The organism is Pseudoalteromonas sp. Scap06, from assembly GCF_013394165.1.
Classification (GTDB): Bacteria; Pseudomonadota; Gammaproteobacteria; order Enterobacterales; family Alteromonadaceae; genus Pseudoalteromonas.
The window spans coordinates 1,354,840-1,377,847 of record NZ_CP041330.1 but is presented as its reverse complement, the minus strand read 5'-3'; the positions used below and the strand labels follow the sequence as shown (position 1 = coordinate 1,377,847).

Annotated in this window: 23 protein-coding genes; 7 read left to right on the top strand and 16 right to left on the bottom strand. The window is 40.8% G+C overall.

What is annotated here, in order from left to right; genetic code table 11:
- Positions 1-4 precede the first annotated feature (4 nt).
- The 13 genes from FLM47_RS06330 to yceD form a co-directional block, all read right to left on the bottom strand.
- The gene (locus FLM47_RS06330; protein ID WP_178955765.1) at positions 5-784 is read right to left on the bottom strand and encodes a TatD family hydrolase; all 780 of its coding nucleotides are present in this window, start codon (positions 782-784) and stop codon (positions 5-7) included.
- A 17-nt stretch (positions 785-801) separates the two neighbouring features.
- A complete protein-coding gene (locus FLM47_RS06325) occupies positions 802-1,128 on the bottom strand; it encodes a PilZ domain-containing protein (RefSeq protein WP_010389644.1) in 327 nt (108 codons plus the stop codon).
- Positions 1,129-1,140: 12 nt separating this feature from the next.
- A complete protein-coding gene (locus tag FLM47_RS06320) occupies positions 1,141-2,055 on the bottom strand; it encodes a DNA polymerase III subunit (protein ID WP_178955763.1) in 915 nt (304 codons plus the stop codon).
- Position 2,056: 1 nt separating this feature from the next.
- Complete coding sequence (gene tmk, locus FLM47_RS06315; RefSeq protein ID WP_010389641.1) at positions 2,057-2,683, bottom strand: dTMP kinase; 627 nt, start codon at positions 2,681-2,683, stop codon at positions 2,057-2,059.
- A gap of 5 nt (positions 2,684-2,688) precedes the next feature.
- Positions 2,689-3,675, bottom strand: coding sequence for an endolytic transglycosylase MltG (gene mltG, locus FLM47_RS06310; RefSeq protein WP_178955761.1), 987 nt, complete (start codon positions 3,673-3,675; stop codon positions 2,689-2,691).
- Positions 3,675-4,472, bottom strand: coding sequence for an aminodeoxychorismate lyase (gene pabC / locus FLM47_RS06305; protein WP_178955759.1), 798 nt, complete (start codon positions 4,470-4,472; stop codon positions 3,675-3,677). Before pabC ends, mltG begins: the two co-directional genes overlap by 1 nt.
- A gap of 68 nt (positions 4,473-4,540) precedes the next feature.
- Entirely contained in the window at positions 4,541-5,779 is a 1,239-nt protein-coding gene (gene fabF / locus FLM47_RS06300; RefSeq protein ID WP_178955757.1) for a beta-ketoacyl-ACP synthase II, read from the bottom strand.
- 269 nt (positions 5,780-6,048) lie between these two features.
- Complete coding sequence (gene acpP, locus FLM47_RS06295) at positions 6,049-6,285, bottom strand: acyl carrier protein (RefSeq protein ID WP_008109873.1); 237 nt, start codon at positions 6,283-6,285, stop codon at positions 6,049-6,051.
- A 250-nt stretch (positions 6,286-6,535) separates the two neighbouring features.
- Positions 6,536-7,282, bottom strand: a complete 747-nt coding sequence (fabG, locus tag FLM47_RS06290) for a 3-oxoacyl-ACP reductase FabG (RefSeq protein WP_010389634.1) — start codon at positions 7,280-7,282, stop codon at positions 6,536-6,538.
- 11 nt (positions 7,283-7,293) lie between these two features.
- Complete coding sequence (fabD, locus tag FLM47_RS06285) at positions 7,294-8,220, bottom strand: ACP S-malonyltransferase (protein WP_178955755.1); 927 nt, start codon at positions 8,218-8,220, stop codon at positions 7,294-7,296.
- A gap of 55 nt (positions 8,221-8,275) precedes the next feature.
- Positions 8,276-9,313: a phosphate acyltransferase PlsX gene (gene plsX, locus FLM47_RS06280; protein ID WP_008467405.1), complete on the bottom strand. Its 1,038-nt coding sequence runs from the start codon at positions 9,311-9,313 to the stop codon at positions 8,276-8,278.
- Between the two features lie 12 nt (positions 9,314-9,325).
- Entirely contained in the window at positions 9,326-9,496 is a 171-nt protein-coding gene (gene rpmF / locus FLM47_RS06275; RefSeq protein ID WP_008109865.1) for a 50S ribosomal protein L32, read from the bottom strand.
- A 9-nt stretch (positions 9,497-9,505) separates the two neighbouring features.
- Positions 9,506-10,030 carry a 23S rRNA accumulation protein YceD gene (gene yceD / locus FLM47_RS06270; protein WP_008109862.1) on the bottom strand — a complete coding sequence of 175 codons (525 nt, stop codon included), beginning with the start codon at positions 10,028-10,030 and terminating at the stop codon, positions 9,506-9,508.
- A gap of 131 nt (positions 10,031-10,161) precedes the next feature.
- On the opposite strand from yceD, the gene FLM47_RS06265 reads away from it, so the two are divergent.
- The gene (locus tag FLM47_RS06265) at positions 10,162-10,767 is read left to right on the top strand and encodes a nucleoside triphosphate pyrophosphatase (protein ID WP_178955753.1); all 606 of its coding nucleotides are present in this window, start codon (positions 10,162-10,164) and stop codon (positions 10,765-10,767) included.
- Between the two features lie 4 nt (positions 10,768-10,771).
- Here the strand turns inward: FLM47_RS06265 and FLM47_RS06260 are convergent, their stop codons facing one another.
- Positions 10,772-11,431 carry an HAD-IA family hydrolase gene (locus tag FLM47_RS06260; protein ID WP_178955752.1) on the bottom strand — a complete coding sequence of 220 codons (660 nt, stop codon included), beginning with the start codon at positions 11,429-11,431 and terminating at the stop codon, positions 10,772-10,774.
- Positions 11,428-12,387 carry a 23S rRNA pseudouridine(955/2504/2580) synthase RluC gene (rluC, locus tag FLM47_RS06255; protein ID WP_054200702.1) on the bottom strand — a complete coding sequence of 320 codons (960 nt, stop codon included), beginning with the start codon at positions 12,385-12,387 and terminating at the stop codon, positions 11,428-11,430. The genes FLM47_RS06260 and rluC overlap by 4 nt, the downstream gene beginning before the upstream one ends.
- 775 nt (positions 12,388-13,162) lie before the next feature.
- On the opposite strand from rluC, the gene rne reads away from it, so the two are divergent.
- Complete coding sequence (gene rne, locus FLM47_RS06250) at positions 13,163-16,285, top strand: ribonuclease E (protein ID WP_178955750.1); 3,123 nt, start codon at positions 13,163-13,165, stop codon at positions 16,283-16,285.
- Positions 16,286-16,659: 374 nt separating this feature from the next.
- Here the strand turns inward: rne and yejK are convergent, their stop codons facing one another.
- Positions 16,660-17,676, bottom strand: coding sequence for a nucleoid-associated protein YejK (gene yejK / locus FLM47_RS06245; RefSeq protein ID WP_178955748.1), 1,017 nt, complete (start codon positions 17,674-17,676; stop codon positions 16,660-16,662).
- A gap of 63 nt (positions 17,677-17,739) precedes the next feature.
- Here yejK and FLM47_RS06240 point away from each other — a divergent pair, with 63 nt between their 5' ends.
- The 5 genes from FLM47_RS06240 (at position 17,740) to FLM47_RS06220 (ending at position 22,948) form a co-directional block, all read left to right on the top strand.
- The gene (locus FLM47_RS06240; protein ID WP_008109847.1) at positions 17,740-17,952 is read left to right on the top strand and encodes a DUF1414 domain-containing protein; all 213 of its coding nucleotides are present in this window, start codon (positions 17,740-17,742) and stop codon (positions 17,950-17,952) included.
- 5 nt (positions 17,953-17,957) lie between these two features.
- A complete protein-coding gene (locus FLM47_RS06235; protein ID WP_178955746.1) occupies positions 17,958-19,454 on the top strand; it encodes a DUF3413 domain-containing protein in 1,497 nt (498 codons plus the stop codon).
- 145 nt (positions 19,455-19,599) lie between these two features.
- Positions 19,600-20,091 carry a DUF4124 domain-containing protein gene (locus tag FLM47_RS06230; RefSeq protein WP_178955744.1) on the top strand — a complete coding sequence of 164 codons (492 nt, stop codon included), beginning with the start codon at positions 19,600-19,602 and terminating at the stop codon, positions 20,089-20,091.
- A 183-nt stretch (positions 20,092-20,274) separates the two neighbouring features.
- Complete coding sequence (gene aceK / locus FLM47_RS06225; protein WP_178955743.1) at positions 20,275-21,993, top strand: bifunctional isocitrate dehydrogenase kinase/phosphatase; 1,719 nt, start codon at positions 20,275-20,277, stop codon at positions 21,991-21,993.
- Between the two features lie 16 nt (positions 21,994-22,009).
- Complete coding sequence (locus tag FLM47_RS06220) at positions 22,010-22,948, top strand: LysR family transcriptional regulator (protein WP_008468187.1); 939 nt, start codon at positions 22,010-22,012, stop codon at positions 22,946-22,948.
- Positions 22,949-23,008 lie beyond the last annotated feature (60 nt).

Here is a 23,008-nt window from a genome sequence, read left to right as displayed (position 1 = left end):
GAGGTTAGCCTTTAGCTGCTAATTTAAATAAAGAGTAAAAGTTATCAGTAGTGGCTTTTGCCAACTCGTTAAAGCTAATGCCTTTGAGTTCACTAATGTAATAAGCCACGTCTTCAACATACGCTGGCTGATTAGTTTTACCACGATATGGTACTGGCGCTAAGTAAGGCGAGTCGGTTTCAATAAGCAGTCGATCGAGAGGAATTTGCTTTACTACCTCTTTAAGCTCTACCGCATTTTTAAAGGTCACAATGCCTGAAATAGAGATATAAAAGCCCATATCAATGGCTTTTTTGGCCATATCCCAATCTTCGGTGAAACAGTGAAGTACCCCACCGCAATTTTCTGCTTTGTGCTCACGCATTAAATTAATGGTATCGGCACGGGCATCACGGGTATGAATAATAAGTGGCTTTTGTAATTCATTAGCTACCTCAATATGGCCAACAAAACTCGCTTGTTGCACTGCATGAGTGTCTTTTGCATAGTAATAATCAAGCCCAGTTTCACCTATGGCTACTACTTTGTCGTGTGAGGCTAAGTCAATTAATTGCTGTTTGTTGAGTGCGTCTTTTTGATCGAGTGGATGCACGCCACATGACGCAGACACGTCATCGTAATGCTTAATTTGCTCTAGCATATCGGGAAACTGATCAAGTGTGACGCTGACACATAAAAAATGTTCTACTTTTTTAGCGCGGGCGTTATCAAGTACTTGGTCTAGGTTTAAATCGAGTTTATCAAAATCAAGACGGTCTAAATGGCAATGAGAATCTACAATCAAAATAAGGCCTGTTTTTACTACATGGTATAAGTTGGATTGCCGGAGTTTAACATAGTCCCCAGCAGTTTTTCGATCTTCGCGTTTAGATTGGTTTTGTCATCTAAAAAGCTAATACCGATCCCCGGTGGATTTGAGCTCTGAGCGCCTTGTGGAGTGACCCACGTAACCTTTCCGGTTACCACGTCATCTTCTAGCGCGTCAGGCAAGGTAACGCGTAAGGCAAGTGAATACCCAGGTTCATAACGCATATTGGTGCGTACAAATAACCCACCTTTTTTTAAAAAAGGCATGTAACAGCGATATAGTTCATCAAGGTCGTCTATATCTACTAATAGCTCTTGCATATCTAGTCCTTTTTATTGGTTACGTAATGTATACGCTAGTCGTGATACCGCAAGCGGTAAATTTAACCCAAGTATTTGTATGTTATTCTGTAAAAAATCATTCAGTGCTTGCTGAGCAACTTGATAAGAGTCAAAACTCATGCCATTTAAAAGCTGTTGTTTGAGCTGCTCACTTAAAAATAAAGTAAAAATACGAACAAGCTCGGGCTGTTTATTTATTATATCGACTAACGCATTGAAATTATGGCTTTGTTTAAACTCAGTTGCAAATTTATAAAGCGTATCAATATTTTCTAGCTGATTTTGCTGTTGCCACTGCTTTACTTGCAATGGTTGGCTATAAAATAACGACAACCAGGTATAGTTAGGCACATCCAAACTACTTAACCATTGTTGTGCTAATTGGTTATTAGTTACTTTAACCTCGGTTTTAGCACAACGGCTTAAAATAGTCGCTGGTAACTGCGCCACTTGGCTGGTTGTCAGGATTAAAAACCGACTATTACTTGGCTCTTCAAGGGTTTTTAATAACGCATTAGCGGCTGCGGTGGTCATTTTTTCGCAGTTTTGAATAATCGCTACTTTATTGCCATTTTGCGCAGCTGACTGGTGCATAAAATCGCTTATGCCGCGAATATCATCAACACCTATGCTTTGCCCTTCTACTCGGGTAATGCGTTTGTCTGGGTGTGTACCCGCTAAGTTTAATGAACAACTTTTACATTGCCCACAAGGTCTTAGTACGCTAGTGGGGCTACTTAACTGTACTTGCGTATTTTGGCATAGCAAACTGTTTGCGAGTTGCTCACTTAGTTCAAATTTGCCAACCCCAATGGGCCCACAAAACAGTTGCGCATGATGAAAACGTTGCGCTTTATAGCTTTGAGTTAAGCGTTGCTCTACCTCATTAAGCCACGGCAATGCCATATTATTTTAACCCTGAAAAAAACGTGCGTAGTACATTGGTAATATCACGGTGAACTTTATCAATACTTTGGTTGGCATCAACTGTTTTTATGCTGTCGTCATCATTTGCAAGCTCAATGTAACGCATACGGGTGCGCTGAAAAAACTCAATGGCTTCTTGCTCAATTCTATCTAGCTCACCACGGCCTTTTGCACGTTCAAGGCCAATAACAGGGTCTATATCTAAGTAAATAGTTAAATCGGGTTTTAAACCTTTTAACACCATAGACGATAACGACGCTAACGTGTTTGCACTAATTCCTCGCCCACCGCCTTGATACGCCTGTGACGATAAATCGTGACGATCAGCCAATACCCACTGGCCTTGTTCAAGCGCTGGGTTGATCACATTATGCATTAGTTGTGAACGCGCGGCATACATAATTAGCAGCTCAGTTTCAAAAGCTATTTCTTCTTGGTGTTCTGCTTTTACTAAAGTACGTAACGATTCAGCCAGTGGTGTTCCACCGGGTTCGCGCACATTGATAAAATCAACATGGTGATGATTTAAAAAGTCTTGGCACAGGGCAATGGCGGTAGATTTACCCGCGCCCTCTAGGCCTTCTATAACTATAAATTTTGGTTTCATAAACACTAATTCTTTTTATTTAAAATATACTGGTTAACCGCCGCATTATGTTGTTTTAATGTGGTTGAAAACTGATGGCTACCATCGCCTTTGGCTACAAAGTAAACATACTCGCTTTTGGGCGGGTTTACCGCCGCTAAAATGGCTTCTTTGGAGGGCATGGCAATCGGTGTGGGCGGTAATCCGTTAATACGATAGGTATTATACGGGGTGTAATTTCTTAAGTCTTTACGTTTAATATCGCCGTCAAAATCTTCGCCTAGTCCATATATTACGGTAGGATCGGTCTGTAAGCGCATATTGGTATTTAAGCGGTTAATAAACGCCGAAGCAATTAACGGGCGTTCGCTGGCAAGCGCGGTTTCTTTTTCGATAATAGAAGCCATTATCAGGGCCTCATAGGCGGTATTGTAAGGTAAATCACTTGCCCGTTGCTGCCATGCATCTGCCAGTGTTTGCTGCATTTTTTGCGCTGCACGCTTTAATAAACTACTCGCGCTGTCGTTACTATGATAATGATAGGTATCGGGAAACAACCATCCTTCAAGGTGAGTTTGCTTGCCGATTATTTGCTCGCCAAGCTGTTCGAGTTTTAAATCGTTTTGTAAATGTGGAGCAATTTTTACCGTATTTAATACATCTCTAAGTGCTTGACCTTCAATAATGGTAAAGCTAAAACTAATTTGCTCACCTTGGTTTATTTTTTTTATGTTGTTTATTACGCTATCTACGCTCAACTCATACAAACCCGCTTTTAAATCGGTCAAGGTTGGGTCGAGTTTAGCTAATATTTGAAACCGCCAGCAATCTTCAAGCCACTGCTGCTGTTGCCACTGACGACATAACTTATTAAAACCGGTGCCTTTTTCAACTTTAAATTGGGTGTTAGTGGCTACCTTTAATGGCGTTTGAATGGTTGCTTGTAATTGCTGGTAGCCAATCACAGAGCTAAAAAAAGCCAGTAGTAATACTGATAATATAACTTTTAACACTAAGCCTCCTTGGCTAGTAACTCGTTTAGTAATGATTGGCTGTGCACAATATCAAAACAGTGCTCGCCTATACTTTTTACGGGCACAATTTTCATTAAGCTGTTACATAAAAATACGGCGTCTGCTTGGGTAAGGTCATCAACGCTGACAGTTTTAAATTCAACGGTTAATTTATCACATAAAGATTGCAGAAAAACACCTTTAATACCGCATTCATCGAGCCTTGGGCTAAATACTTTATTATTTTTTATTGCAAAAATATTAGCCGCTGAAGTTTCAATTACATTGTTGTTGTAATCAAGGACTAACGCATCATCGCTGTGCTGAGTTTGTAGGGCATTTTTGATCAGTACTTGTTCAAGCCTATTTAAAGTTTTAAGTCCAGCTAAATGAGGTTGAACGGCCAGCTTAATCGGGCTAATAGCTAAACTAATGCCTGCATCTGTTAAACTGTTATAATGATCTGGATAAGGTAAAACACTCACAATAATATTTAAATTACATTCGCTTGGTGGCGCATAGCCTCGCCCGCCCTCGCCGCGTGTTACCACAATTTTAACAACCGCTTGCGCCTGTGATGCTACTTGCTGAGTAATGTGCGACTCTAGTGCATTAAATTCAAGTGCAGGAAAGCCCAAACGCTGCGCACATTCAATTAAACGTGCTTTATGATAAGCCCAATGCTCAACTTGTCCATCAGTAACCATTGCAGTGGTAAAAAAGCCATCGCCATAATTTAAGCCCCTATCACGGGTGCTTATATTACTGGTTTCACTTGCTGTTATTATTGTTTGCATATTTTTTTACACATAAAAAAACCCAGTTAAACAACTGGGTTCTTATTGTCGTTCGTTGTTAAAAAAGATTATACCTTTTTAAACAGTAACGAGCCATTAGTACCACCAAACCCAAATGAGTTACACAAAGCGTAATCAAGTTTAGCATCACGTGCTGTATGCGGTACGTAATCTAAATCACAGCCTTCATCTGGGTTATCTAAGTTAATCGTTGGCGTCACTTTTTGCTCGGTCAACGATAAAATAGATACTATCGACTCAACAGAGCCCGCCGCTCCAAGTAAGTGACCCATCATAGATTTAGATGAACTTACCATTACATCTTTAGCTGAATCACCAAAAATAGTTTTAACCGCTGACGTTTCTGCTTTGTCGCCCGCATGAGTAGACGTACCATGTGCATTGATGTAGCCAACTTGCTCTGCATTTACTTGCGCATCATTTAATGCGTTTTCCATAGCCAGAGCTGCACCTGCGCCATCTTCTGGTGGTGAGGTCATGTGGTACGCATCACCACTCATACCAAAACCAACAAGTTCTGCATAAATTTTAGCGCCACGTGCCTTCGCGTGTTCGTATTCTTCAACAACCACCACACCGGCACCATCAGAAAGTACAAAACCATCACGGTCTTTATCCCACGGGCGAGACGCTGCTTGTGGATCGTCATTACGCGTTGAAAGCGCACGTGCGGCGTTAAAGCCACCCATTCCAATTGGTGTACAGGCTTTTTCTGCGCCACCGGCAACCATTGCATCGGCATCGCCGTAGGCAATCATACGAGCGGCATGGCCAATGTTGTGCAGGCCTGTAGTACATGCCGTTACAATTGAAATATTAGGACCACGTAAGCCGTGCATTATAGATAAATGACCCGAGATCATATTAATAATGGTAGACGGTACATAAAACGGCGATAACTTACGTGGGCCGCTGTTTAATAATTTTATGTGGTTTTCTTCAATGAGAGTTAAGCCACCAATGCCTGAACCCACCGCTACACCTATGCGTGTTGCGTTTTGTTCAGTGACTTCGAGGCCAGAATCTTGAAAAGCTTGAACACCCGCTGCAATGCCATACTGGATAAATAAATCCATTTTTTTAGCATCTTTTGGTGACATATAAGCCGATGCATCAAAACCATTGATTAAACCAGCGAAGTGAGTACCAAATTTTGATGTATCAAAGTGGGTAATATTTTGAATACCACTTTTAGCATCTAATAAGCCTTGCCAGGTTGATTGAACATCATTGCCTAGCGGCGTCAACATTCCTAAGCCAGTTACGACGACACGACGTTTAGCCACGGTTTGCCTCCAATAAGGAATTATTATTATACCAATTAACTTAGCTCAGTTTATTTCAGCGTTAACGCTGTTGCTAGTTATGTTATTAGTATGGGGGATGATCATACCCAAGCTACCTCAAAGTGCGAGTCTCAAACCAATAACCAACGCTGAGCAATAACAATTTAATTGCTGATGATGAGTGAGGGTTTGGAATTGAATCATGTACTTTGAGGTGGTTTGGATATAAAGATTAAAGGCAGCGAATGCTGCCCTTAATTTGCGATTAATTACTCAGCGTGAGCTGTAACGTAATCGATTGCAGATTGTACTGTAGTGATCTTTTCAGCTTCTTCATCTGGGATCTCAGTGTCGAACTCTTCTTCAAGAGCCATTACTAATTCAACAGTATCAAGAGAGTCTGCACCTAGGTCATCAACGAATGAAGCTTCGTTTTTAACTTCTTCTTCTTTAACACCTAGCTGTTCGATGATAATTTTCTTTACGCGTTCTTGGATATCGCTCATTCTTCTTTCCTTTATTAAAAACGCCAATGCGTTATTTTCAGATTGCGGCGTAGTTTACGTCCGATAATTCTCTGATTCAATCTTTTGACCATAAATAATTTGCTGGTCAAACCTCTTGAGTGTTTATTTTATCTTTTATCGCTTATTTTCACAGCGATTTCAAGTATGTTTAAAGCAAGTTTGCGAAAAATTCAATATTTTTTAGCAAACCCGCATGCAATTTATAGTTTATTTAATTCGCATTGCGAACTTAAACCATGTACATCGCACCATTTACATGCAAAGTTTCACCTGATACATACGCAGCGGCGTCAGATGCTAAATAACATACTGCAGCTGCAATCTCATCTGGCTGACCTAAACGACCCGCAGGTACGTTTGCAAGCGTTGCTGCTTTTTGCTCATCTGTCAAATCATCGGTCATGTCTGTTTGAATAAAACCAGGTGCAACCACATTTACAGTAATACCACGAGAGGCTACCTCACGCGCTAGTGACTTAGAAAAGCCGATAACACCCGCTTTAGCGGCCGCATAGTTAGCTTGACCCGCATTACCCATAGTACCCACTACAGAGCCGATATTGATGATACGGCCGTTCTTTTTCTTCATCATTGGGCGAAGTACAGCCTTAGATAAACGGAAGATAGAGCTTAAGTTGGTATCGATAATATCGTCCCACTCATTTTCTTTCATGCGCATTAATAAATTATCGCGCGTAATACCGGCATTATTTACTAATACATCAATATCACCTAAATCGGCTTTAATTGCCGCTAATGTCGCCTCAATCGATGCAGGATCCGTTACGTTTAACGCATAGCCCTTACCGTTATCACCTAAGTAGTCACTAATTTTAGCCGCACCCGACTCACTTGTTGCTGTGCCCGCTACTTTTGCACCTTGTGCTACTAATGTGTTTGCAATGGCCTTACCAATACCACGGCTAGCGCCAGTGATCAGGACAACTTTGCCCTCTAAAGAAAATAAATTACTCATTTTATATACTCTTATTTAGCTGAATCGATTGATGCAAGGTCGTTAACTGAACCACACACCATCGCTTTATCAATACGTTTTGCAAGCCCGGTTAGTACTTTACCAGGACCAAATTCATAACTTTGCGTTACACCTTGTGCAACCAGTGCTTGTACCGTTTCGGTCCAACGTACTGGGCTATATAGCTGACGCACTAATGCCTCTTTAATTGCATCTGCTGAACCTTCAGCTTTTACATCAACATTATTAATTACATCACACTTAGGTGTATTAAATGTTAAAGCGGCTAAATCGGCGGCTAATTTTTCTGCGGCTGGTTTCATTAGTTCACAATGCGACGGTACGCTTACCGATAATGGCAGTGCACGTTTTGCTCCGGCTTCTTTACAAGCAACAGAGGCTCTATCAACTGCATCTTTATGACCGGCAATAACCACTTGCCCTGGCGAGTTATAGTTTACTGGAGAAACCACTTCACCTTGTGCCGCTGCTGCACAAGCGGCTTTAATTTCATCGTCGCCTAAACCAATAATTGCGGCCATAGAACCTACACCAGCAGGTACGGCCTCTTGCATGTATAAACCGCGGTTTTCAACCAATTTTACGGCTTCGCTTAAACTGATCACATCGCTACATACTAAAGCTGAGTACTCACCCAGGCTGTGACCTGCCATAACGACGTCTGCATCTGGATTTGCAGCTAACCAATGACGATAAATAGCAACGCTTGCAGTTAATAGTGCAGGCTGAGTACGGTGTGTTTGATTTAGTTTTTCTTCTGGACCGTTAAGTACAAGGTCTGCTAGGTCGTAACCAAGTGCGCTTGAAGCTTCTGCAAATGTAGCTTTTACTATGTCAGAACTCGCTAGTAGCTCTTGTAACATACCCACAGTTTGCGAGCCTTGACCTGGAAAAAGAAGTGCAATTTTTTGTGCCATAATTTGCTCTTATAATTAAACAAAATAAATAATGTGTAACACGGCACGTTAACTGTTATTCAACCGCCGTGTCTTTAGAATGTGTTTTTTCGAAAATAGCAGCTATTTTATCTGGAAGTTGACGTTCTACTTCTTTCACTGCTTCGTCGATTGCGGCATGAAATGCTTTAGCTGAGGCATTTCCATGGCTTTTAACAACAATACCGCGCAATCCTACCAGAGAAGCGCCGTTATACTGGTCGGGGTTCACTCTTTTATAGAGTTTTTTTATGATTGGCGCCAACATAAACGCCATACACTTGTAAACGACGTGCTTTTCGAGGGCACGGGTAAACTTTTTCATGATAAGTTTAGCAATGCCTTCACAGGTTTTAAGTGCAACATTACCAACAAAGCCTTCACAGACAATAACATCGGCTTTGCCAGAAAAAATATCGCTGCCTTCACTGTAACCAATATAATTAATCAGCTCGCTTTGTTGCATTAATTGTGCGGCTTGCTTAATTTCTTCATGGCCTTTTATATCTTCAGCACCAATATTTAATAAACTCACTTTAGGGTTATCGCAGCCAAGTGCTTGGCCTGCAACCACAGAGCCCATAATGCCGAACTGATACAGCATTTGCGCATCACAATGCACATTAGCGCCTAAGTCGAGTAAGTAAACGGGATTTTTACGTTCAGTAGGTACAGCAGAGATAAGTGCGGGACGTTTCACCCCTGGAAGCATTTTTAATACGTAATGCGCCATAAAAAATAGCGCTCCTGTATTGCCAGAGCTAACACAGGCTTGCGCTTCACCCGATTTAACTAAATCAAGGGCAACTCGCATGGAAGAATCTTTTTTTGAGCGAACAGCAACAGCGGGTTCGCAGGCATTGGTAACAACATCGTTACAATGGCGAATAATTAATCTGGGATGAGAAAGTGAATCGAGTGATTCTAGTTGTTTAGCTATTACTTGCTCGTTGCCACATAAAATGAGTTTTAAGTTGGCATTAGCATTTACCGCACGAACGGCTGCGGGGATAGATGAACGGGGGCCATAATCGCCCCCCATCATATCTAACGCTATGGTTAGATTAGTCAGCATATAAGCAATCTCTTAGTTAGAAATTACTTGAACGCCTTTGTAGTAACCATCTGCAGTCACATGGTGACGACGATGAGTCTCACCAGATGTTTGGTCTACAGTTAAAGTTGGACCACTGATCGCATCGTGTGAACGGCGCATGCCGCGTCTTGCACGAGACTTTTTGCTTTTTTGTACAGCCATAGTCTTCTCCTAAGAATCTTTCTTAAGTTGTTTCAAAATATCAAATGGATTTGGTTTATCATCTTCCGCCTTTAAAACACCAAAGCTGGCAGGCTCTGCTGTATAACTGCATGAAGCTTCGTTGTGGGTAGGCACTAATGGCACTGCTAAAATAAGTTCGTCTTCGATTAACTCAAATACGTCTATTTCACCATTTTCATCAAGTGCTACTTCGTCGTAGCTTTCTGGAAGATCATCTGACTCTGCATCCAAACCGACTGGCGAATACACAAAGTCTTGATCCAAATCCAACCCTAAATCACCATTACAACGTTGACAAGTGACAGTTACGTGTGTGGACAAATTGCCACTAATCACAACTAAACCTTGCTCATCGTTTTTGCAATGAATTTTTACCGCTATTTCACCTACTTCTTCCTGGATAACCCCTCGTAAACGAGGAAGTTTCTCAAGCGGTACAACGCCGTCATACTTTAAACGATGCTGAGCTGCTTTGCCCGGATGAAGGGTGATGGGAATTTTCACCTTTTGCATAGGGGCTGCATCATATAGATAGTTAGTAAGTTAGTCAAAGTAAAAAACCAATTTTACGTTGTTTTTCACGTGTTTTACTCACGGATCTGATTTATCCTAACTCAATCTGATTTACGCTAGGAAAACATGCCATGAAGCACTCCCTTATATTAGCCTCAAGCTCGCCATTTAGGCAGTCTTTATTACAAAAATTTAATCTGCCGTTTGAAACGTTTTCGCCCGATGTTGACGAAACGCCGCATAAAAACGAAACACCAACCATGCTTGTTAAGCGCCTCAGCGAATTAAAAGCCGCTGCAGCCGTCGATCATTTTGACCAAGGCCTCGCAATTGGCTCCGATCAGGTTGCTGTATTTGATGGTCAAATATTAGGTAAGCCGCACAATAAAGAAAACGCAATAAAGCAATTGAGCTTATTTAGCGGGCAAACAGTCACTTTTTTAACGGGCTTGTGTGTGTTCGATATTCATACTAAGCAATGCAAAACCATTGTTGAGCCATTCAATGTAACCTTTAAAACGTTAACAACGGCGCAAATAAGTGCTTATTGCGATGCAGAGCAACCTTATAACTGTGCAGGAAGTTTTAAAAGTGAAGGCTTGGGTATTTGTTTATTTGAAAGACTCAGTGGTGATGATCCAAACAGCTTAATTGGTTTACCACTGATTAAACTCAGCCAATTATTGGCTGAGTTTGGTGTTGATGTATTAGCAGCGCAAATGCCTAGCGCAAATTAACTGATTAACCGAGTAATATATTTTGCAACTGCTGATAGTTGTCAACGGTTGCAATCGGGGTTAATTCGTTTAATTGCGCAGCGTTGTGCACGCCCATGGTTACCCCTATTCTATCCATGCCAGCGGCTTTTGCCATTGCCATATCTATTTGGGTGTCGCCTATCATTAGCGCTTCATCAACACTTACCCCTAGCTCTTCAAGCAATTGATAAAGCATATCGGGAGCAGGCTTTGATTTAGCGTCGTCACTGGTTCGCGTAGCACTAAAAAAGTGACTCAGTTCACTTTCACCTAATAAACGATCTAACCCTACTCGGCTTTTTCCTGTAGCCACGGCCAAAATTACACCTTGGCTTTTTAACGCAGTAAGTACCTGTGCAACATGATCAAACACCGGTGTTGGGGTGGTATCAAGTGCATATTGCTGTTTATATCCTGCAATAAGCGCTTCGTGATGCTCTCGGTGGTCAGGAAACAAGGTTGCGATTGCGTTTTCAAGCGATAAACCAATAATATTTTTACTGGCGGTATCACTTGGCGGCTCAATATTAAGCGATTGGGCACTTTTGCGAATGCAATTAACGATTTTGCTAATTGAATCCATAATGGTGCCATCCCAATCAAAAATCACCAGTTTATATTTTTTAATCGGCGTTACATTCACGCTTTTGCTGCTCTAAGTTTAACTAAACAGCTTGATAGTGCTTTATCAAGCGGTGCTTCTACTCGCATAGTGGTTTCGTTTTTCGGATGATAGAAGCTTAAATCATGGGCGTGTAAAAATAAGCGGTTTAAACCACGTTTACGCATTGACTCGTCAAATCCTTGGTCGCCGTATTTGTCATCACAGGCAATGGCATGACCTTGGCACTGAGTGTGCACACGAATTTGGTGAGTACGACCAGTTACAGGGGATGCTTGTACTAATGAACAATCGTTATAACGCTCAAGCACTTTAAAACGGGTATGCGACGGTTTGCCTTCCGTGTTATCAACACGTACTACGCGCTCACCCGATTTAAGGGTATTTTTACGCAAACCTTCCGTTACATTTTTCGTTTTCGAGTCCCATTGGCCTTCTACCAATGCCCAGTAATTTTTTTCCATGGTTTTTTCGCGTAATTGCTCATGCAAAGCGGTCAGCACTGAGCGACGCTTAGCAATAAGTAAACAACCTGAGGTATCGCGGTCTAACCGATGCACAAGCTCAAGGCTACGCTCTTCTGGGCGTAAAACGCGTAATGCTTCAATAAGCCCGTAGCTTAAGCCACTACCGCCATGAACAGCCATGCCTGAGGGCTTATTAATAACAATCAGGTATTTATCTTCAAATAATATATCGTCTTCGAGGCGCGTTACTTTATCGAGTTTTGACGGTACAAACTCTTCACGCTCTGACACTCTAATTGGCGGTATACGAATAACGTCGTCTAGCTGCAATTTATAAACAGGCTTAATACGTTTTTTATTTACACGCACCTCACCCTTACGAAGAATTTTGTAAACTGCGCTTTTAGGCACCCCTTTTAAATGGGTAATAAGAAAGTTATCAATACGCTGACCTAAGTGGTCTTCGTTGATAGTGACAAAAGTTACTTGTAAGCCGGTTTTTTCTGACATTGCCTAATCACTGATTTAAGTAAAATAATTTAGTTGCTAACACGGTTATAATAGTGGGATAATCAGCAGCGCAAATATTTAGTATTTGCAAATAACAACGGTGCTTTTTAACACAACAAAACATTCGTGATGCACATTCTGGGTAACCGATCATACAGATCCGAGTTAAGTTTTCCAAAGCTTTTATACATACCCAGTTAACACGTGCGCACAACTAACGGCAATGCGCGTAATATATTGCAGGTTAAGTTTGAACATGAATTGATTTTTAATGTGATAGTAAAAGCAATGAACAGATAATTTGTCTGATAGTGACGGCGTAAAAACACGCCGTTCAGAATTCGCTCAAATATTGTAGTAGTAACGTACAGCAGCTTATTTAGAACTAAAAAAATCTAATAAATAAGCGTTCATTAACATCGGTAGCGATTTTTGCTCATAAAATAGATAACGGTAGTTTTAAAAACGAAACTATGGTTTGAACCTAAAGAGCCCTACGCACCTAATATGAATGCATTTAATAAGATTGATATGACAGGCCAACTTCTGGATAAAACGTGTATTGAGCTAAATAGCCGACACATTTGAATCCTTTTAGAATTTAATAGCGTGATAACACCCTATTGTTTGCCGGCATTTAAAATACTGCGTACCAAAATACAGAGCCGTTCCGTTAAAGACCCAGTCGTGAGGCTGCACATTCTAAAAATAGGAACACCTGAACAGGCGAGAAAAACATCGTCATGTCAGCGACATAAACTAGTAGAGTAACATTATGAAACGTATGCTAATCAATGCAACGCAGCAAGAAGAAATGCGCGTAGCACTGGTTGACGGCCAGCGCCTATATGATTTAGATATAGAAAGCCCAGGTCACGAACAGAAAAAAGCCAATATTTATAAAGGCAAAATCACACGCATTGAACCATCTTTAGAAGCAGCATTTGTTGACTACGGTGCTGATCGTCATGGTTTCCTTCCATTAAAAGAAATTGCTCGTACTTACTTCCCGCAAGGTTACACCTTCCATGGTCGTCCGAATATTCGCGACGTGATCAAAGAAGGTCAAGAAGTAATCGTACAAGTTGATAAAGAAGAGCGCGGCCAAAAAGGTGCAGCATTAACTACCTTTATCAGTGTTGCCGGCAGCTACTTAGTGCTTATGCCTAACAACCCTCGTGCTGGCGGTATTTCTCGCCGTATCGAAGGTGATGAGCGTACTGAACTTAAAGAGTCGCTAAGCCGTTTAGAACTACCTAAAGGTATGGGCTTAATTGTACGTACTGCGGGTGTTGGTAAATCGTTTGAAGAACTAAACTACGATTTAAAAGCATTATTAGTCCACTGGGAAGCCATTCAACAAGCGGCAGACAGTGCTAAAGCGCCATTCTTAATTCACCAAGAAAGTAACGTTATTTTCCGCGCTATTCGCGATTATTTACGTCGTGACATTGGCGAAATTTTAATTGATAAACCACGTGTTTTTGAAGAAGCTAAAGCGCACATTGAGCGTTTTCGTCCTGACTTTATGAGCCGCGTTAAGCTTTATCAAGGTGACACACCATTATTTACGCATTACCAAATTGAAAGCCAAATTGAGTCTGCGTTCCAACGTGAAGTGCGTTTACCGTCAGGCGGTTCAATTGTTATTGACCCTACTGAAGCACTTACCTCTATTGATATCAACTCGTCTAAAGCAACAAAAGGCGGTGATATTGAAGAAACAGCACTTAACACCAACCTAGAAGCAGCGGATGAAATTGCACGTCAACTTCGTTTACGTGACTTGGGTGGTTTAATTGTTATCGACTTTATTGATATGACACCTCCACGTCATCAACGTGAAGTAGAAAACCGCTTAAAAGATGCTGCTCGCCCAGATCGTGCTCGTGTACAAATTGGCAAAATTTCGCGCTTTGGTTTACTTGAAATGTCGCGTCAGCGCTTACGCCCTTCACTAGGTGAAGCAAGCCAAGGTGTTTGTCCACGTTGTAGTGGTCAAGGTACTATTCGTTCAAACGAGTCAATTGCACTATCAATTTTACGCTTGATTGAAGAAGAAGCGATTAAAGACAACACTGCACAAGTAAACGCACAAGTGCCTGTTGCCGTTGCCGCTTATTTATTAAATGAGCAGCGTCGTAGCGTTCACCGCATTGAAAAGCATCATAAATGTGATGTAGTGATTATTCCTAATCAACACATGGAAACACCACATTACGAAGTTATGCGTTTACGTAAAGACGAAACACTTGAAACAGTAAGTTATGAGCAAGTTGTTGCGCCTGAGCCTGAAGCATTTGAAATGTCTAAATCGCCTGCAGCACCTGTACGTGAAGAGCCGAAGCTTAAAGGTGTCGTTATGCCTTCTAGCCCTGCTCCACAAGCAGCAGCAAAAGCAGCGCCGGTAGTAGAAGCAAAAGCTGAAATTGGCTTATTTACTGCACTTGGTAAATGGATTAAGTCGTTATTTGCAAGCGAAAGTGAACAAACAACACAAGAGTCTACAGATAAAAAATCTCAAGAGCGTACCAATAACAACCGTGGTAATGATAATCGTCGTCGTAACAACCAACGTCGTCGCAATAATAACCCACGTAATAAACCACGCAACGAACGTAATACAGAGTCTGAAACTAAAAATGACTCAGCACCTGTAAGCGATACGCAAGAAAAGAATGAAAACCGCAATAAGCGCCGTCGTAATTCAAATACGCGTAAACGTCCTGAGCATAAAACAGAAGATAAAACGCAAGTAAAAGCAGAGGCAACTCAAAAAGCGGATACTGCGCCTAAATCTGATAAGAATGCTGAGCCAAAAGAGCAAAAGCCTAAGGTACGTCGTCAACGTCGTAATTTACGCAAAAAAGTTCGCGTACAAGACGAAAGTGCTGAGCAAGTTCAAACAATAGAACAAGCTGTTGAGCAACCTGTGGGGAAAGAAGAAAAGCCACAAGTGAAAGAGCAAGCACCTGTTGTTGAAAAGCAAACGCCTGTTGTTGAAAAAGCACCTGCACCTGCTAAAGAACAAGCAGAAGCTGTTGTTGATTCAAACGATAACGCAGTAACACAAGATGAAGAACAAGAGCAAACACGCACTCGTTCACGTCGTTCACCACGTCATCTTCGTGCATCAGGTCAGCGTCGTCGTCGCCCTGAAGGTGAAAACGCGCAAGAAAAGTCTTCTGATGAAGCGCCTGCGTTTGTACCCGTTGCTGATCAAGCTGCAGCTGAATATGAAGCAGAGCTAAAAGCAAAGGCACACAAAACGGCTGTTGATGCCTCTGATGCAGTCGAGCAAAATATTGTTGAAGAAGAATTAGCGAAAACTGAAGAACCAGTAAAAGCGGAAGAGCCGGTGAAAGCTGAAGAACCAGTGAAAGCTGAAGAACCAGTGAAAGCTGAAGAGCCAGTTAAAACTGAAGAGCCAGTTAAAACTGAAGAACCAGTGAAAGCTGAAGAACCAGTGAAAGCTGAAGAGCCAGTTAAAACTGAAGAACCAGTGAAAACTGAAGAGCCAGTGAAAACTGAAGAACCAGTGAAATCTGAAGAGCCAGTACAAACTGAAGAAGTCGCTGTTGAAGCAGAAACTGCACCGGTTAGTGCTACTGAAACACCTGTAGAAGCTAAAGAAGCGCCTGTAGTTGAAAGTCAGCCTGTGACAGTGTCGCAAGCGAGCTCTACTAATGTTAACGCTAAAACAGTGATTACAGCTGGACATGCAAGTGCGCCAATGGCACAGCCAACACCTGTAGCTGATAGCGAAATCAAGCATACATCAGTTGCAATGGCACATGACAAACGTGAGTTAATCCCTGACAGTGGCCTTCGCCCTGGCTCGGTAAAACCTGCAGGTCGTGCTAGCTCAGCAATGACTAAAACACTTAATGCTGAATAAGCACTAAGTTTAGCTCAAAGCATAAAAAAACCGCGTTAATTGATTTTAACGCGGTTTTTTATTGCCTGATATTTATGTAACTGGCAACGGGGTTCGGGCTGCGAGGAGCGGGTTAAGGTTAAAACATTTGAAGCTTCGCTTCACACGTGAGCAAGCTCTACGTCTACCAGTTATCTGCTAATACCTGTTTTATCTTCTCATTTAATCCTCATTCTCTTCTCTCCGTGCAATTAGATCTTAAGAAAATTATGCACAAAGAGAGCTAAGAGACGCTGCGCTTTTAGAGGGTAAAGTTACAATCGAAGGTTAACGGGCTGTGGGGATCGGGTTACGAGCCAGGGCCCGAAACCCATAGCTCACAGCTCGCCGTGAGTTTAATCTTGCTCTTGTTCCATGAAACGTTGCAGTTGGTCTTTAAGGTTTGGCGGAATGCCTTTTATTACCAGTGTATCTGTTGCTTCGTTGTATGTTACACGTTCACCTAAATGTTTACGCTCAAAGCTAATACTCACACCGCCACCTAAGCCTGAAAACTTAACCATACTTGTTACTGTTTTCTTATCAACTGGAAATGACTCTTCTAGGTCATAGCTTTGCTCTTTACAAAAGCTCTCAAACGGGTTGTCGTCGCCTTTGGTCAGCGTTGCTGAAAGCTCACTTACATTAGCCTCTTCGCCTGTGGTGACACAGTCGTTACAATAATCAAATACTTGTTTACGTAAATCGTCTTTTTCAGACTTATTAAATTCTTGCTCTGATAAGTAGTCTTCTACCGCGCTTAGCATTACTTGGCTTTGTTGCTTAGGATCAATGCCCTCTTCACAACCTAAGAAATCTAAAAAGAAGTCAGCCACTTTTCGCCCTGCACGACCTTTAATAAACGAAATATAACGATTGTCGTCTGCTTGGGTATCCCATGCGGTTAAATCAATGCGAGCAGCCAATTGCATACGCGAAATATCTAAATGGCGCGATGCGGCTAAATCAAGCTCTGAAGTCATGGAGTAGTGCTCTTTAATGTTGATCATGGCAATCAACATATAATCAGTAGCCACGTACTGATAATGACAAAATACTAAGTAGCCAGTTTCATTAAAGGCGTATTTATCTAACTCTTCTTTTAATACCGTTGATGCCTGCTCGGTCATATGCCAAAAGCCAAGCTCATTATTACGATAGCTTTGCATAGTAGAGGCTACAATACTGTTTTTTTCACCACTAAAAGCACAAAAACCTTTGCCTGGCTTGCCGTTGTAGGCGTGGTGTAATTGCTCAATGAATACAGCAACTTTGTCGTTGATCATCATTTCGTCGTTGCGAAGGTGAATTTGGGTGTCGTCATCTTTTTTGTCTACATAGTGCACGACTAATTTTTTAACATCTATTGCCATCTTTGTTTTTCACGCCTCTGGTGTTAAAATACGGGAATATAACTATTTTTATTGAACCAACTGATGCCAATCTTATCAAAATACTCTAATGAAGAAGTAGAACAAATCGTCGATCAGCTTATTGATGTTTTATCAAAACACAATGCGCCGGTTGATTTAAGTCTTATGTGTTTAGGAAATTCTATCACGCATATCTTAAAAGAGCATGTACCAACAGGGAAAAGACAAGCTGTTACTGAGAACTTTGCAAAAGCACTCGCTCAGTCGGTTAAATAAACTCTATGAATTTATCGCAGCATAACCAGTTTTCATCGAAAGCAAGTCAATTATTAAGTTGGGGCCATTGGTTTACATTTGCCAATATTGGTCTGGCGCTTTTAATTAGCTTAAGCTATTTATTTGCCGACTCGCCACCCACCACTAATATAGGTATCACTTATATGGTGGTTACGTGGCTAAGCCACACCAGCTTTATTGCCTTTTTAGCGTTTGTGCTGACGGTCTTTCCTTTAAGTTTAGTGTTCCCCTATCCGCAGCATATTCGCGGCATGGCGGCAGTGATAGCAACAATAGGTGCTTCAATACTGACTTTAGACGCTTATGTGTATTTTAACTTAGGCTATCACTTAAATGCCTCAGCACTGCCTGAAATTATTTCGCTGTTGTGGCACCGCTTAACAAATTCACCGGCGCTCACTACCTTGCTAGCAGGAAGTATTGTATTACTTATTTTAGGCTTTCAGCTTACAGTTAGTAACTTTACTTGGCACCATCTAGCACGCTTAAAGCAATTTAAATTTGCGCGTTATGCAGGTTCTTTTTTAGTGATTTGTTTTGCATTAAGCCACAGCATTCATATTTGGGCTGATGCAAATTTAAAGTTTGATATCACCAAGCAAGACAACGTACTGCCACTTTCGTACCCTACTACAGCCAAAAGTTTACTCGCTAAAAACGACTTATTGGATGTTGAAAGCTACGAACAGGCACATAATGTTAAAATTAATAACCAAGGTATTAATTACCAAATACCTACCCCATTAGCAAAATGTGAAGATTACAACGCGGCTAAAGTTGATATTTTAGTTTTTGATAATGACGAGCAGTTAACAAAATTTGTTGCTAGCAAAAAAAGCATTTATAAAAACCAACAATTTTTACAACCCACCGATCAGAGCGACATGCTATTTGGTTTGGTGTATGGCCTGCCTGCATTTTATAAAACCGACATTATTGAGCAACAAACCTTACCCGTTTGGCAAAGCCAACGTCGAAGTGTAAAAGTATTTGGTATTGATGAGCTGAGCTTTATTAACGAGCAAGCACACAAAGACAGTGCAATCAGGGTGATTAAAGCGACTGAAAATGCAACGGTTCGTGATGATGCTACTGAGTTTTTTGCATTTAGTGTGTCTCAAAACAGCAATGAAATAGTGACCACGTCAACGCTATATAGCTCAGATAAGTTTATTTCTAAAGTGAATGGCTTAATTCAACCTAGTGATATTATTGCTACTAGCCTTGGCCAATACTTAAACTGTAATGCGCTTGCTAAGCAAACTATGCTAGGCGAAAACTTATACAGTAAAAGCAATAATATTGGCGTTAATTACTCACAAGGTGTCGTAATTGCTTATAAAAAAGATAGAATTACGCTGATTGATCGTGATGGAAACTTTAGAAACATTTCCGCGGCTGAAGGGTTTTCTATTGAGCAAGGACTTGATATTCCGTTTTTAGTACACAGTATTAAAAAGCTTAAAACGTTTTCTCAATAGCACCTCATAATATGAGCGAGCCATTAAAACTGACTCGCTTGGTTTCTGTTATTGCTCCTTTGCACTTGCTATCCCCCTCAGCTAAGTTATAGTTTTTAGGATTAAAACATTTTAACTCGATCAGAATGCGCAAAGGATCATCATTATGTTCAACGTTATTAATCTGATCATTACTGCCTGCCTTTTATGCTTTAGCTCTCTTGCACTAGCCCAAACTACCTATTACAAATGCGTAACCCCAAAAGGGACTACCTTTTCACAATTGCCCTGTAGTAACAATGCAACCATGCATAAAATAACTGCCACTGAGCCAAAACAAACAGGTGAAGAAATAAACTACACTAAGCAGTTAAACGAGCTTGAGCGCGACACCATAATTACTAACTTAGAGGCAGAGCTGCGCAGTAACCAGAATAAACTCGCTATACTTTCACGAGAAAAAGACCGTGCTGATTTTAAACAACAACAACGCTTGAATCATATATTAAGTGCCGATGATAAAAAACGAATTAGAAAAGATATTAAAAAAACGCAAAAAAGTTTAGATAAGCAATATAAAAAAGATAAAAAATTAATTGAAAAACGAATTAAGAAATTACAAAAAAAGATTGATGCCTACCAAACAGACTCTAACTAACTTAAATAAATATCATCTTAATTTGCTTGGTTTTAAACATAAAATAACATACCCTTAACAACTATAGAGTACAAACTCTAATGCGTGTTTAGTGGTGCAATTTCCTTTGACCCGCTTTTACAAATTAAATGGTATCCACCGGCACTTTACTAAACACCCAAAGGCGTCAATTAAGGAGTACTGATGCAACCACGCCAAATTGCTGAGTTAATATTAACCGGATTTAAAAAACATTACCTGCTGTTTCAAAGAACAACAGCAAAAGCGCCTCATGCGTTTGCTAAAAGAGATTGGCAAGCAATTAATGATATTAGCCGCCTACGTATTAGTTATTACGATGATCGGGTTAACGAAACCACAAAAACCTTACGTGAACGCCAACAAACAGACCAGCTAAACGAAAGTTTATGGCTTGAAGTAAAGAAAATTTACCAGCATTTTTTATGTTTTCACCCGCAGGCTGAGCTTGCCGAAACATTTTATAATTCTGTATTTTGCCGCTTGTACCACCGCCGCTATTTTCATAACGACTTTATTTTCGTTGAAGCGACACTCAAAGATGCGCCTTCAGTGCCAGTAGAGGCTGAATATAGAAGTTACTTCCCCGTCGTGGATGGTTTAAAACCAACAATTAAACGTATTATTAACCACTTTGATTTTAAAGCCGATTTTGTCAACCTTGAGCGTGATATTCGTTTATTAGTAAAAGCGTTTTATAAGCAAGCTCCCGATACTCACCACCAGCATTGGCAAATGCGTTTTGATATATTACACACGCCGTTTTACCGCAATAAAGCAGCGTATATTGTAGGACGTGTCGTATCGCAAAGCGGCGTTCAACCTTTTATCATTGCGGTACTTCATCATGAAGATAAAGGGTTATATCTTGATGCCCTACTGACTAAGTCATCGCAAATGCGGGTTATTTTTGGCTTTGCACGAGCTTACTTTATGGTAGAAACTCACGCCCCCTCAGCGTTAGTGCGGTTTTTAAACCAACTCATGCCAAATAAAACTTTAGCCGAGCTTTACAACGCCATTGGTTTTCATAAACAAGGAAAAACTGAGTTTTACCGTGAGTTTTTGAATCATTTAACTCATTCTAATGACCAATTTACCATTGCACCTGGTACACCCGGCATGGTGATGATGGTATTTACCCTCCCCTCGTTTGGTTATGTATTTAAAGTTATTAAAGATAAATTTGGCGAAAGTAAACCATTTGGTCGTGATACGGTATTAAAACGCTATCAACTGGTTAAAAGCCACGACCGTGTAGGGCGAATGGCCGACACCATAGAGTATTCAAACGTCGTATTTCCTTTAGCGCGTTTTGATAGTAACTTGTTAGCGCAGTTGTATAAAACCATTGGATCATCAATGGTCATTGAAGGTAACTGGTTAATAATAAAACATTTATATATTGAAAGGCGAATGACGCCACTGAATCTGTTTTTAGAAAATGCAGATGAAAAAAGTGCCGCCGATGCCATAGAAGAGTATGGCCAAGCGCTCAAAGAAATGATTGCTGTGAATATTTTCCCCGGCGACATGTTGTTAAAAAACTTTGGGGTAAGTAAGCACAAACGGATTATTTTTTACGATTACGATGAAGTGCAATATTTAACAGACATGAACTTTAGAGCACTACCTAAGGCAAAAAGTTATGACGATTATTTAACGGATGAACAAAGTTACTCGGTTGCCCCTCAGGATGTATTTCCAGAGCAGCTATGTACCTTTGTTATGCCCAATCCAACATATAAACAATTTTTAACTAGCACGCACCCTGAATTACTTGATGTTAACTTTTGGAAACAAGCACAACAAAATATAAAAAATGGAAAGGTGAGTCACATTTATCCCTATCCTACAGCACAGCGTTTTATCCATTATTGGTAAACGTTAAGGACACACAATGAATATAAGTAAAATAGATTTAAATTTACTGGTTTACCTCGATACATTACTGCGCGAATGTAATGTTACTCGTGCTGCAAACCAGCTTAGTATTACTCAACCGGCAATGAGTAACGGACTTAAACGCCTACGTAACCTTTTTAACGATCCTATTTTAGTTCGTACCAGCGATGGTATGGTGCCGACTGAGCGTGCTATTGAGTTGCAGCCAGTAATTCGTGGAATTTTGATGACTCTTGAAGAAACTCTGGCACCTAACCGTGAGTTTGAAGCTAAACAAAGTAAGCGAGTGTTTAGGATCATGGCCAGTGATTACGCGGCCAGTACCATGGCGCCGCGTTTATTAGGGAAACTACACGAAGAAGCGCCCGACACCACCTTAGATATTTTAACCCCTAGTGATGTTACCTTTCACGATGTTGAAAACGGTAAAGTTGATATGGCGATTAACCGCTTTGAAAATTTACCACAATCGTTTCATCATAAACGTATTTGGAAAGACAGCTTTTGTTGTTTAGTAAAATCAGATAACCCCATTATTGAAAACTTTAGCCTAGATAGCTATTTAAAAGCTCGCCATATTTGGGTAAGTAAAACAGGCTTTGGTGTTGGTGTGGGGATGGACCCTAAAGATGTGCAAAAGCTGGGCTGGGTTGATGAGGCACTGGCTCATTTTGGTAAACACCGTAATATTGCCACTTTTACTCGTAACTACCATGTGGCTGTTCACTTAGCCAAAGAGAAAAATTTAGTTGCGACTTTGCCCTCAAAAGCGGCTAATATTTATTTAGACGATCCTGGGCTTAAAATACTGGAGCCCCCCTTTCCTATCCCGCCATTTGAACTTGATATGATATGGAGCCCTTTATTACACAGAGACGCTAGTCATATTTGGTTACGCCAAAAAGTAGCTGAAGTAGCGGATGAGCTAAAATAACCTTCTTACAAACTTTTATGTAAAATTTGCTTGCTAACGCTCAGTTAGCAAGCCTACTAA